Genomic DNA, 12,094 nt, shown 5'->3' on the forward strand with positions numbered 1-12,094 from the left:
AACTGCGGTAAAAACAACACACATACGCATAATTACATGGTGATCCCTTCACAAAAGCATGCAAAAGCACAAAAGCACAAAAGCATGCTGTCACAAAAGCATTATCAAACTGAATAAAGTAATGGGGTCAGATACCGTCTTGCAAGTCAAGGTTTTTAGCCCCGAAATGGGCATCAAACGGTACGCCTGACTTCACAATTCCATAAATCAAATGCACTAGTTTGCGCATGGCCGCCCCAACGACTGCTTTGGGGGCCATGCCGTTACTTTTTAACCGTTCCCCAAAGGCTTTTAACGTCGGATTATGGCGCAATGCCACTAGACCGGGCATGTACAACGCTGTACGCAAGGCCGAGTGACCTGTTCTGCTGATCATCGTTCTGCCGCGCACAGAACTTCCCGATTGTTTTTGCCGTGGAGTCACCTCAATAAAGGCAGCTAAGGCTTTGGCCGAATCAAAGCGTCGAACATCCCCAATATATGCCAGCACTTTGGCGACCGTGGTATCGCCAATGCCGGGAATGCTCAGCATCAAGGTCGCATCGTGTTTTAGCCCAGGATGACGATTGATGTGATCATCAATATCGTGTTCTAGCTGGCTGATTTGTTGCTGTAACCAATCCAGATGGACTTGAACCGAAGCAACCAAGGCGCTTTGGCCGCTGGCGTCATAGGCTTCCTGGCGATTTTTCTCTTGTTGCTGGATGCCTTTAAGGGCTTGCAAGCGATCCACCCAGGCCCGCAACTCTCTATACTCGGCAGGCGGTGGTGTCCATGGCGCTGGGTGCATAGCGGCGCAGAAGCGAGCCAGTAAAGCCGCATCCAGTGCGTCAGTTTTGTTGCGACTAAGTTCGCTTTGAGCAAAACCTTTGACCCGGGCAGGATTGACCACACTGACGGTCCAGCCGAGTTCAACCAAGGCTAAAGCAACACTTTCGGAATAAGGCCCGGTGGCTTCCAGGCAAATATGGGTGGATTCAATTACAGCCCCCCGATCTAACAACCATTGGTGTAATTGTGAGTAACCGCTTTGGCTGTTTTCAACGACTTTGGTTTTGAGTTTGTTATTTAACAATAAGGCGAGATCGAGCTTACGCTTGGAAACATCAACGCCTACGGAGCAGACAGCTTCATTCATCGCTCTTGACCTTCCTCGTATGCAGGCTCACTGTCACGATAAAACTGGACGAGGGCCTAAGTTACCGTTCGGACTTTGTGAACGAAAAACGGACAGGAACACTTATCTGACCCACAGGCTTGGTTAGCCTAAAGTCTTGACAGCATCATCCTGCCCGGACTGCTCAGTGTGATGAGTACAGCTGACTGAAGCGTCTTGGTCATATTACTTCTGCGGGATTTTTGCGGGGCAGGGTGCTTCTCTGTTGCGATTTGTGGTGATGTGCGTCAATGTGACTTAATTCTAAGTGTTTGATTTTATGTGTTGTATATGCGCCCATCACGCATGGGGTGCAAGACTATATAAATACACAAAGCAAAAATTATTTATAATTTTTGCTTTGTGTGATGTTAACCGGCGATAAGATATTACTTATTTTCAATAATAAATTTGTATACGTTATCTGGCTCAATAAACTTGCCTGCGACTTCTTTTTCTGATTTTTGAAATTGTTGTTTAAAGCTTGTGTACTCAGTGAATTTTACGCCGCTAGGGTAATCTTCTCCTTTTTCGTATTGATATTCGACCTTATCAAAAGTAATTAATCCTTGTGGATTAATTCGAATTCCAGTGCAAGATGCGAAAAGGCTTGGTAGTTTTAAAAATACAACAGGCTTTGTTTTTTGATTAATTAAATAAACGGATGTATGTCTTACCGCTGTTCCACTGGCAGAGGGGGGGACACTTTCAAAGCAGGCATAGTCTTTTGATAAGTAAATGCCGGCATTTCTTCCCAGATCTTCGATGTTTGCTATTTCGCCCGGAAATACGTTTGCTTTAGGTATTTTCAAAGGCTTGCCATCAATTTTAATTAACCCATCACTGACTGATACATGGCGCTGCTGGCCTTTAATTTTTCCGCTCCATGAGAATTTTATATTTGCACTAGGTGGCGTGCTAAATGCTTCCAGCTCATGCTTATCTGCTGATTTAAAAATAGCGCCGGATAAGGTGGAGTAGTAGCTCTCATATCCATCATAAGTATTTCCAGCGTTTGCGAAAGATGCCAAGAGTAATAGGCAGGCTAGTGTGGCTTTGTGTTTCATCGGTACTCTTTGCCTCCCGTTGCTGTTAGGTACTCTTCGTTGTGTGTCCAAAAGATAGTTTTGCCATGTGCTGCTGTTGATTTCCACACGTATTCGTATGAGCCACGAACTGATGAGTTCACTTCTTTGCGTGTTTTCTTATTTCTAACTTTCCAATAAATAGTCACAGGCTTGCTTTTTTCTTCGACGCTAAAAATATTATGTGCAGGGTCGCCAAACTGGAAACCGTCTTTTACTTTGGGATGATTTCTGTAATTGGTTTTAAAATCAACGCCATCCCACCAATACGCCCCATTAGATGGATCATCCCCTTGGTTGGCTATTGCTTTAGTCGCCCAATCTAAAGCTAAGGCCATGCCCGTATCTTTGCCAATTGCCTCAGGAGTGGCCTCCATTAGACGTTTAAATCGTGGGTTTCCGTCTGAAATGGCATATGTATAGTTAGGGTCAGCTGATAGCAATTGATTTACTGTTTTTCCTCCCCAAGCTCTTGCTCGATTTGCTACAGCAAAGGCTATGCCTCCAATTTCTGCTGGTAAATTTAATGCGGAAGCTTCACCGTAGGCAATCGCTGCTAGTTTTTTTGTATTTTCGTCTAATTGGCTCATGCTTGAGGTATCCAGAAAGTGGCATCGCCTTTTGATTCCATTGGAAATGCTGATGTAACGCCATCGGCATTGAGCAGCCCTTGGTGGAGCTTTTCTTTTCCTGAATCGATTCGGTATGCGAAATTCAATGGTGTGCCGTCTTCACTTACAGCCATGAAGTAATACTCTAATTCATCTTCGGGGGATTGAGTTGCTGCTACAGCCTTACCTGCGTTGCTGGATGCTCCTGAAGAGGCTGCACCGCTGCCTTCATACGAGCGCCCGACCTCCGGCATAGATGATATTAGAACAGCCCCACACGAAGTTTTATGCCCCTCCAATGCAACGGGTTTACCGCCAACATTCCACGAGGGGTCTCCCTCAATAATGGGGCAAACACCGTGGCCAGGAATAGGGCAACTAACTTTGTCCCCAAGAAGAGCAACAGGCTTGCCAAACATATTGCTTGTTGATGCAGCACTTACCACGACACCGCCGTGGCTGGTTTGGTCGCCTAAACGTATTACTCTTTTCATTAATGCTGCCTATGAGGGACCAAGATTAGATTGCTAACCTTAATCTTTGCTTACTCTATTCACAATAAGAGATAGGGAGTATTTTCTGGATAAGCTGACGTAATTAATGCACAGCGTGTTTGGTTATGCGTGAATCTGAAGATAAAACCATGCTGGTTTTTTCTTGACGCGTGGATTTTGTGTTTTCTTCTAATTAAAAAAGGGGTGAATTTGGGCAAAATCGGCCTAAATCAGAGCAAAATCAGGTTTTTATATTAGAAGGTATTTTACTTTTTTTAATTAAATCAATTGGTTACATGCGTTTGAGCCGGTGCATGGGGTGCAAGGGGTCGAAGGTTCGAATCCTTTCATTCTGACCAATAAAAACAAAGGGTTAGCGCACGCTAACCCTTTTGTTTTTTATGCTAGATTAGAAGATCTTCTAATATGATTTTAAAAATTCACTCAAATTAAGTAAAAAATTACATGCTTACAAGTCGCTTTTTCGGACATTGGGGCAGGGCTTTTCCGGCAGTTTCAACACAATCTCGCTTACAGGCGTTTCCCTTCGCTTGATATAACCCTCTGTCACTTCTTCATCTGTATGCGCGCCACCAATACTAATTTGCTTCGTGAATTTAAGCGACTTTTTGCTTACTCCCTGACAGAAGCAACTTGCCATATAGAGGAGCGCGCAGCGGGACATTTGTTACAGCCTAGTTAAAGTTTGCAATGTTAAGTATCCGTTCAGGTTTTTTTGTGCTGTTGCTTTCTGAAAACGATATCGTTATCAAACTCGGCATTAATAAGTTTGATTCCGGACATTGGCGCATCAATATTTGCGCAGATTAATGAGGTTGAGGCTGGTAAGTTAATTGCCTTATTTGTTTATGACTATTGCATGTGGTTATAATATTCAAAGAGTTAGAGTCTAACTATGCTCTTTTTTTTTGTGGGAAATACGTGAATGAAAAAAGCTATTCCTATGTTGCTATCTTGTCTGATTGCATCCTTTACCCTTGTTGCATGTGGCGGCGGAGGTGATGATAGTCCAACAACTACGGCAATAGGGACTACACCAACCCCTGTTGTTCCTACAACTCCAGTTGATATAGGTAACAGGCCTATTGCTGCGGAGCAACCTCCTGTGATTGTTGGGGCCAATCTGAGCACGATGAGTATAAAAATGGAGTCCAGCAATCAAAATATGATTGCTGCAGTTAGAGACGGAGGCTCACTTATTATTGCAGGTAACAGTAATAACGCTAAAATTCCTGACAGCTCTAAGGTGGCGCTTATTGATATAAATGGCAATACCAACACGCTTGTAATGGGTAAGGGTGTGGTTGTCAGTGATTTTAAAATGGTTGGTACAGGTAATACTATTTGGCTTCCTGCTGATTCAACCATTGTTGTGCCTGCCGCGGCATTAGTTTCAAATAGCGTAAAGTATTACACCGCTAAATAAAGTGGCATTTATTAAGCGATTAAAGCCCATCTTTTGAGGGGCTTTTTCTTTATGTGTACTGGGCTTTGTACTACAGGAGCCTGTAAATCTTTCTGTGTAAATGCCTTTGGAATTACTGGTGGCCGGTCACCAAACTCTATAACAAAACGATTCAGTGCCATACGCTAGTTTTGAATCAGCATCGACCATTTTTTTGATGTCTGTTCGATCGCAAGGTAAATCACTTTCTTCGCCAATTCTTCGCTTGGAAATACTTTGCGGCGCTTCGTCGCGGAATGGATCACGCTGTTGGACTCAATAGCATTGGTCGTATAAATTGCTTTGCGAATCTCTGGCGGATATTCAACAATCGTGCGTAACTGAGCTCAGTTCGATGTCCATGGCTTGGAAATCAAGGGATAATTGGCTTACCAAGCCTGCGTAAAATGCTCCAATTCCGGCAACGCTTGCTCTTTCGTGCCGGACTGGTAAACCCGTTTCAAATCCGTAGTAACCGCTTTATAATCCTTCCAGGAAACAATCTTAAGCTGTTGCGTGCCATGAAGATGCAAAGCTGAACCCGCGTATGCGGGAATTCAACCGCAATTGTATCGGGGAAGCCTTTTAATCCGTCAACACACGCAATCAAAATATCCTGCACTCCCCGTGTTTTTAGCTCAGTCAGCACGGATAGCCAGAATTTAGCACCTTCATTTTCGGACATCCATAAGCCCAGCAATTCCTTGTGCCTGTCCATATTCACGCCCAAAGCCAAGTAAATCGCTTTGTTGATCACGTGTAAATTGCCATGGATTTTAATCACAATGCAGTCAAGGTAAATGATGGGGTAAATGGTATCCAGCGGGCGCGACTGCCATTGAGTAATTTGTAGAAGTTCAGATTTGGTCTGACAGTCAGCCTTGCCAGCAGGTGGGGTTACCCGTTTTGATAGAGGTGCGAATCTTTATTCAAAACAGCGTGCAAGCGCAGGAGTAACCCCATGGCTAATCTAAACCAAAACTTCATCAAGCACAAAATCGGCCTGCTTAATCTCGCTACCAAACTGGGCAACGTATCCAAAGCCTGCAAAATGATGGGACTGTCGCGCGATACCTTTTATCGCTACCAACATGCGGTTGAAAACGGTGGCGTTGAAGCGCTTTTTGATGGCAATCGCCGTAAACCCAGCCCCAAGAATCGAGTCGATGAGGCAATAGAATCCGCCGTCATTGCCTATGCCACTGAGCAACTCGCCCATGGACAAGTACGCACCAGCAACGAACTGCGGCTGCGCGGTGTTTTTGTCTCTGTCTCTGGTTTGCGTTCAATCTGGCTTAGACATGATTTGGCGTCGTTCAAACAGCGTTTGCAGGCGCTGGAGGTTGCCGAATAGCAAATCATACTGAGTGAGGCTCAAGTTGCAGCTCTGGTGCGCAAGCAGGATGACGATGTCGCACATGGCGAAATTGACAGCCAATCACAGCGGCTGATTTACTCCATGACCGGGTACTGCCCATTCTTTGCTGAACAAGAAATGGGGATGCTGCGCATTCTGACCGACCGTGGCACGGAGTATTGCGGTAAAGCCGAAACACATGATTACCAGCTGTATTTGGCGATCAATGAGATTGAGCACACCAAAACTAAAGTGCGGCATCCACAAACGAGCTGCATTTGCGAGCGCGTCCATAAAACGATTCTGCAAGAGTTTTACCAAGTGACCTTCAGGCGTAAGCTGTATCAGTCACTGGATGAGCTGCAAACGGATCTGGACGCATGGCCGGACTACTACAACCACCAACGTACGCATCAAGGGGAAATGTGCTGCGGCAGGACACCGCTGCAGACGTTGTTACGGCAATTGTCAAAGTAGTTGAGATGTTTTTACGATTTAAGTTGCCTGTAATTCCTCGCTTGTTTTAGGCTCAATGGCCCGGTCCGGGTTCAATTGCACTTCGTTTTGCCAGCTCCAGTTCCGTGTCGTATTGCGCCACCGTTCCGGCCGCGCCAAGCGGGCGGTTTGGTAAACCGCATGGCGCTTTTCTAACAGCGCTTTGTCCTGCCCTTGATGCCGCTGTGATGGCGTGACAAATTGAATGCCGCTGTGCCGGTGCGTATGGCTGTACCAATCCACAAAGCGCCTCACCCATTGCCTTGCTTCATCCAGACTGGCAAAGCCTTTATGCGGCCAGGCGGGCCAGTATTTCAGCGTGCGAAACAATGACTCCGCATAGGGGTTGTCATTGCTGACGCGGGGACGGCTAAATGAAGAGGCGATCCCCAGCATCTCCAGCTTGGCTTTCAGCGTATAGCTTTTCATCGGCGCACCATTATCTGAATGCAATACCAGTGGATTCATACTGCAACGCTGGGCCATCACGCTGCGTTGCAATAATTCGGCCGCTAATTCCCCTGTTTCTTCCGCATGCACTTCCCAGCCTACTGGATAGCGGCTGAACAGGTCTTCGATCATATACAGCTTGTAATACTCGCCTTTCACCTGACTGGGCAGCCAGGTGATATCCCACATCCAGACTTGATTTGGGCCGGTGGCGGTGAAGCTGGTTGGTTTGGCTTTGCGTACCGCTTTGGCGGCACGGCCACGATGCTGTAGTTGATTGGCTTGCCGCAGCAGGCGGTACATCGTTGATTCAGAAGCCAAATAGCGGCCTTCATCGCTCAGAATCGGCACGATCTGGCTGGGCGGAACGCTGTTAAAACGCGGGCTGTTGCACACCGATAAAATCGCCTGACGCTCTGTTTCACTCAGCTTGTTCGATGGATTGTTCCGTTTGATCAAAGGCCGCTGATCCGCGGTTACCTTACCAGCCGCTTGCCAGCGATACCAGCTATGTACCGAAATACCGATGGTTTCGCAAGCGCGATATAAGCTCGCACCGGCATGACACGCCTGTTTGATCCACGCGGTAAGCCGTTCCCGTTGATCCAGTGATGTCAGTCTTCCTCTGGTTCGCCCCAAAGGGCGCGCACCTTTTTTTGCAGAATCAGCAATGCGGCCGCCTCCGCCAGTGCCTTATCTTTACGCAAAATTTCCCGCTCCAGCTGCTTGTTTTGCTTACGCAGCGTTTTGTTTTCCTGCGCCTGCTCCGGCGTGCTGACTTCAGCCTGGCCCTGGGCCTGAATGGAGAGATCGCGCCATTGTTTCACTTGCTCCGGGAATAAACCCTTGGCACGACAATATTCACTCAGCTCGATTTCTGACATGGCAATGGTTTCAACGACCACGGCAAAGCGGGTTTGAGCAGACCAGTTTTCACTGCTGCGATGATGTTCGGGCACGGGGCGGCCCTCCTGGCGAAATTGATTTCGCCAATTGTACAACGTGGCTTCGGAGAGGTTTTCTTGCAGCGCCAACTGCCGGATGCTGATCGGGTAAGGAGCAAGCATTTTGCTTAAAATGGCATCTTTACGAGCCTTGGGAATCTGCGACATGATAAGTAACCAGCCCCCTGAGTAAGTTGGAATCCCTGAAAAGGGAGTATCTCAACTATCCTGACACAAGGGGGTTAGAAGGCAAATCGCTCTGGAAGGAGAAGGTCGACAATCTAAACTGATCTGACAATCCGGCACCAATCAAAATGGGGACTGTCAGATCAGGTATGTTTGCCGTTTGCTTAGTTTTTACTTAGATTTTATTTTCCTGTTGGTGGCGCAGCAGGCGGGCTAGCTGGGCATCGACAATATGCCAGTGGTCGGCAGCTAGTGCGATGACCTTGTTGCGCTGCATTTTCTTCAGGCAGCTCTGAATTTGCGAGGCGCTGATGGCGCTTTTTCCTGTTTGTTCTGCTAGCCAGTCCCGGTAGCTCTTGCCGTATAGTTGCTGCCGTCCTTCGGCAATGGCCAGTAGTAAAAGCCGGCCCAAGCGCCCCAGATCTTCCCAGTCCAGGTCAGCCATGCTGTGGCGCTGTTGTAGTTGAATCTGACGTTTTAGTGCTACGGGCAGGGATTTTTCCGGATCCAGCACCAGTTCTTCAATTAGCGAGCGCATGGCAGCAGGGGAGCGCTGCAGTGTTTTAAATGCCTGCATTAAAGATCCGTGATCCATTTGGCCCCAGGTAATTCCTTCGTAGCTGTTATTGATCTGGCCGGATCTGGCCACGCTTTGCGTTAGCTGACTATATAAGCCAAGCAAATGGTCAATAAACTCATTACCGATATCGGGCAGAGTGACGCGGCTGCTATTTTGGGTAAATAGAGTGGGGCAGTTCAAGGGGTTCAGATCGGTACTGGCCAGCAGTAATTTAATCTGCTGGCCGTTAATTTGCATGGCATTAAATAACTCTTTCAATAGTGCCGTACTGTTATCTTTTTTGAGCAGCAGCCCGGCATCATCCAGCAGCAGCACGCAGGGTTTGTGGCCTTTGCGCATTTGGGAAAATAAAGCTGCCAGCGGGCTTGCTGTCGTGCTGGTGCCCATGAATTGCCGTAACTGATGGCTGAGCCAGCGCTCTCCCATTGCAAAATCTACCAGTACTTCGTGTAAGCGGGTCTCCAGATATTTTTGTGGCACCTGGCTACAGGCAAAATACCTCACCCGCCAGCCTTTTTTTTCCAGCAGGGGAAGCAGATCCTCCTGTAGAAACTGGCTTTTTCCGGAAAGTGGCGGGGCGGTGAGGGTAATGCTGTCGGTTAGCTCGTTTTCCCATAGTTGAAACAGGGTTTGTGCCAGGGCATTTCTTGGGTAGTGCCAATGCAGATTTCCAGACATGAATTATGTTTCAATAAATAATTATGCATAAATTATATAGTAGGTACTTTTTTAAATATAGTGGCTAGATTAATAAGCTAAATAATTACATATATTATATTAAAATCAATAGCTTAGTTTTAATTCTCTACCGTTGGGCAAAAGCTGGAATTGAAATTAAATACAAAATAAAAAATGTATCAATTATGGGTAATTTTAAAGTTTCACAGGTTTTTCTTTGGCGTAGCATGAATTTCATTGCAAACCGCTCCATGTCACCGAGGAATTACCCGTGCTAAATGAAATTCTGCCCCTGGACAGTATTATTTTTATGAAGTCCTGCCCCGACTGGCAAAGCGCTGTGCGCCAGTCCTGCCAGCCATTACTCGCCCGCGGCACGATTGAGCCAGCTTATATTGATGCCATTATTAGTAATCTGAATGAGCTGGGGCCTTACATCGTGATTGCGCCTGATGTGGCAATTCCGCATGCCCGCCCCGAAGCCGGTGCGCGGGCGATGGGCATGGCTTTGCTAAAGCTGGAAGAACCCGTGGTTTTTGGCCCGGAGCCGGATCAGCAGGCCCGCTTATTATTTGCTTTTTCTGCTACCGATAGCCACAGTCATCAGCGTGCTTTAAAGCAGCTGGCACAGCTGATTATGGATGAAGAAAAATTTGCCGCCCTAGCTGCAGCCAGCTCGGCAGCGGAAGTGTTTGCTTTGATTAACAGCGTTTCACAGTGAGGTTTGAAATGAAAAAAATTATGATCGTATGTGGAAATGGTTTGGGCAGCAGCATGATGCTGGAAATGACGGTAAATGCTGTGCTTAAAGAAATGGGTGTGAGTGCAGATGTACGGCATACCGATTTATTCTCGGCCAAAAGCGAAATCGCAGATCTCTTTTTGGGCGCACCGGAAATTGTCAGCGGGCTTAATGATGGTGTGCGCCAGCTGGCAGGTGTGCGCAATATTATGGATAAAACAGAAGTCCGGGCAGCCATTACGCCTTACCTGAATTAAGGAGCCGTACCATGATTAAATTTGCCCTTGATATTCTGTCTGATCCGGCCATTTTGATCGGGCTCTTTGCCCTTTGTGGCTTGTTGCTGCAAAAAGCCAAAGTGTCGGACGTGATTGGCGGCACGATTAAAACCATTCTGGGGTTTGTAATTCTGGGGGCTGGTGCCCAGATTCTGATCGGCTCTCTGGACACTTTTCGTCTGGTGTTCGATCATGCTTTCGGCCTGAAGGGAACCATTCCTAATAATGAGGGGATCACCGCACTGGCGTTGAAAGAAATTGGCTCGCAGACCGCTTATGTCATGATTCTGGGCATGGTGTTCAATCTGGTTCTGGCCCGTTTCACTCCACTTAAATATGTTTTTCTAACCGGGCACCATACCCTGTTTATGGCTTGCCTGATTGTGGCGGTATTGCATGCTTCAGGGATGGATAATGTTACTCTGGTGTTGTCTGGCGGTGCGTTGCTGGGCGGCTTAATGGTGGTGATGCCTGCGTTGTTGCAACCTTTTACCCGCAAAGTTACTGGCAATGACAGCTTTGCACTGGGGCATTTTGGCTCCTTTGGTTATTTGGCCGCCGGCCTGATTGGCTCTGCAGTTGGTAAAAAGGGACGCTCTACCGAAGATATCAAAGTTCCAGCTTCGCTGAGCTTTTTGCGCGATACCTCCATCTCGATGGCATTAACGATGGCCATTCTGTTTTTTGCTGTATCGGTGGCAGCTGGTGGTGATTTTATTGAGCGGGAGCTCTCTGGCGGCGTTAATTTTCTGGTGTATGGCTTTAAGCAGGCGCTGACATTTTCAGCCGGGGTTTATATCATCCTGGCCGGGGTACGATTACTGATTTCCGAAATTGTGCCTGCCTTTAAAGGCATTTCGGATAAGCTGATTCCTAATGCCAAACCGGCACTAGATTGCCCGGCTATCTTCCCGTTTGCTCCTAATGCTGTGGTGATTGGCTTTTTATGCAGCTTTATTGGCGGCTTAATTGCTATGTTTATTACCCCCGCCATTGGCCTGGCGGTGATTGTACCGGGGCTGATTCCACATTTCTTTACCGGTGCCACCGCCGGGGTTTATGGCAATGCCACGGGGGGGCTGCGCGGTGCAATTCTGGGCTCATTTGTAAATGGCCTGCTGATCAGTTTTTTACCTGCACTGTTGCTGGGTAGCCTTGGCTCCCTCGGCTTTGCTGGCACTACTTTTGGTGACACCGATTTTGGTGTGATTGGTTTATTGCTCACCGGTATCATCCGTGTGTTTTAACTTATGAATAACATTTTTTAGAATCTGGTAATCGTTATCGGGTAATCCTCCTGGCAAAGTCTGTACATTTTTAAGTGGAATTTTCCCGCCATTTTTGAGGTGCTTGCTTGCAAGTTGCTCTTTGTCTGGCCTGAGCTTTATTTTTAAATGTACTTAAAAGCAGGAGGATTGCCTGGCGTCCATTATGCTTGCCAGATGGGACATGATGGGTTGCTGGATAAGATTAACGGGTTTGCTACCGATACGCCTTACCATACTAAAATCGGTGGTGATCCATTGCAAATTAAACTATTTTTTATCTTTTTTTAGTTTCCATTTTAATAGGT

At 46.9% G+C, this 12,094-nt stretch carries 9 protein-coding genes and 3 pseudogenes; 5 read left to right on the forward strand and 7 right to left on the reverse strand.

The window, feature by feature from the left end; genetic code table 11:
• Positions 1-127: 127 nt before the first annotated feature.
• The 4 genes from EJO50_RS03020 to EJO50_RS03035 form a co-directional block, all read right to left on the reverse strand.
• Entirely contained in the window at positions 128-1,138 is a 1,011-nt protein-coding gene (locus tag EJO50_RS03020) for an IS110 family RNA-guided transposase (RefSeq protein ID WP_125971515.1), read from the reverse strand.
• A gap of 407 nt (positions 1,139-1,545) precedes the next feature.
• A complete protein-coding gene (locus EJO50_RS03025) occupies positions 1,546-2,223 on the reverse strand; it encodes a hypothetical protein (RefSeq protein ID WP_125971516.1) in 678 nt (225 codons plus the stop codon).
• Positions 2,220-2,831, reverse strand: coding sequence for a hypothetical protein (locus EJO50_RS03030; RefSeq protein WP_125971517.1), 612 nt, complete (start codon positions 2,829-2,831; stop codon positions 2,220-2,222). The genes EJO50_RS03025 and EJO50_RS03030 overlap by 4 nt, the downstream gene beginning before the upstream one ends.
• Positions 2,828-3,346: a PAAR domain-containing protein gene (locus EJO50_RS03035; protein ID WP_125971518.1), complete on the reverse strand. Its 519-nt coding sequence runs from the start codon at positions 3,344-3,346 to the stop codon at positions 2,828-2,830. The genes EJO50_RS03030 and EJO50_RS03035 overlap by 4 nt, the downstream gene beginning before the upstream one ends.
• Positions 3,347-4,292: 946 nt before the next feature.
• Between EJO50_RS03035 and EJO50_RS03040 the strand changes: the two genes are divergently transcribed.
• Positions 4,293-4,793 carry a hypothetical protein gene (locus EJO50_RS03040; RefSeq protein ID WP_125971519.1) on the forward strand — a complete coding sequence of 167 codons (501 nt, stop codon included), beginning with the start codon at positions 4,293-4,295 and terminating at the stop codon, positions 4,791-4,793.
• Between the two features lie 164 nt (positions 4,794-4,957).
• Here EJO50_RS03040 and EJO50_RS17365 read toward each other — a convergent pair.
• Positions 4,958-5,679 (reverse strand): annotated as a pseudogene (locus EJO50_RS17365) (IS256 family transposase); the annotation flags it as partial.
• A 93-nt stretch (positions 5,680-5,772) separates the two neighbouring features.
• On the opposite strand from EJO50_RS17365, the pseudogene EJO50_RS03055 reads away from it, so the two are divergent.
• Positions 5,773-6,645 (forward strand): annotated as a pseudogene (locus EJO50_RS03055) (helix-turn-helix domain-containing protein).
• A gap of 18 nt (positions 6,646-6,663) precedes the next feature.
• Here the strand turns inward: EJO50_RS03055 and EJO50_RS03060 are convergent.
• Together EJO50_RS03060 and EJO50_RS03065 are read right to left on the reverse strand one after the other, a co-directional pair.
• Positions 6,664-8,225: pseudogene (locus tag EJO50_RS03060) on the reverse strand (IS3 family transposase).
• Between the two features lie 193 nt (positions 8,226-8,418).
• The gene (locus tag EJO50_RS03065; RefSeq protein ID WP_125971521.1) at positions 8,419-9,501 is read right to left on the reverse strand and encodes a hypothetical protein; all 1,083 of its coding nucleotides are present in this window, start codon (positions 9,499-9,501) and stop codon (positions 8,419-8,421) included.
• Between the two features lie 271 nt (positions 9,502-9,772).
• Between EJO50_RS03065 and EJO50_RS03070 the strand changes: the two genes are divergently transcribed.
• Genes EJO50_RS03070 through ulaA form a run of 3 tightly spaced genes read left to right on the forward strand, consistent with a single transcriptional unit; the run spans position 9,773 to position 11,768 of the window.
• Positions 9,773-10,222: a PTS sugar transporter subunit IIA gene (locus tag EJO50_RS03070; RefSeq protein ID WP_125971522.1), complete on the forward strand. Its 450-nt coding sequence runs from the start codon at positions 9,773-9,775 to the stop codon at positions 10,220-10,222.
• A gap of 8 nt (positions 10,223-10,230) precedes the next feature.
• Positions 10,231-10,500 carry a PTS sugar transporter subunit IIB gene (locus EJO50_RS03075; protein WP_125971523.1) on the forward strand — a complete coding sequence of 90 codons (270 nt, stop codon included), beginning with the start codon at positions 10,231-10,233 and terminating at the stop codon, positions 10,498-10,500.
• An 11-nt stretch (positions 10,501-10,511) separates the two neighbouring features.
• Positions 10,512-11,768: a PTS ascorbate transporter subunit IIC gene (gene ulaA, locus EJO50_RS03080; RefSeq protein ID WP_125971524.1), complete on the forward strand. Its 1,257-nt coding sequence runs from the start codon at positions 10,512-10,514 to the stop codon at positions 11,766-11,768.
• The last annotated feature ends 326 nt before the right edge of the window (positions 11,769-12,094 follow it).

The organism is Iodobacter ciconiae (assembly GCF_003952345.1).
Classification (GTDB): Bacteria; Pseudomonadota; Gammaproteobacteria; order Burkholderiales; family Chitinibacteraceae; genus Iodobacter; species Iodobacter ciconiae.

Coding starts and splice junctions, on each gene's coding strand:
- EJO50_RS03020 (WP_125971515.1), bottom strand. CDS start 1,138: ATGAATGAAGCTGTCTGCTCCGTAGGCGTTGATGTTTCCAAGCGTAAG.
- EJO50_RS03025 (WP_125971516.1), bottom strand. CDS start 2,223: ATGAAACACAAAGCCACACTAGCCTGCCTATTACTCTTGGCATCTTTC.
- EJO50_RS03030 (WP_125971517.1), bottom strand. CDS start 2,831: ATGAGCCAATTAGACGAAAATACAAAAAAACTAGCAGCGATTGCCTAC.
- EJO50_RS03035 (WP_125971518.1), bottom strand. CDS start 3,346: ATGAAAAGAGTAATACGTTTAGGCGACCAAACCAGCCACGGCGGTGTC.
- EJO50_RS03040 (WP_125971519.1), top strand. CDS start 4,293: ATGAAAAAAGCTATTCCTATGTTGCTATCTTGTCTGATTGCATCCTTT.
- EJO50_RS03065 (WP_125971521.1), bottom strand. CDS start 9,501: ATGTCTGGAAATCTGCATTGGCACTACCCAAGAAATGCCCTGGCACAA.
- EJO50_RS03075 (WP_125971523.1), top strand. CDS start 10,231: ATGAAAAAAATTATGATCGTATGTGGAAATGGTTTGGGCAGCAGCATG.
- ulaA (WP_125971524.1), top strand. CDS start 10,512: ATGATTAAATTTGCCCTTGATATTCTGTCTGATCCGGCCATTTTGATC.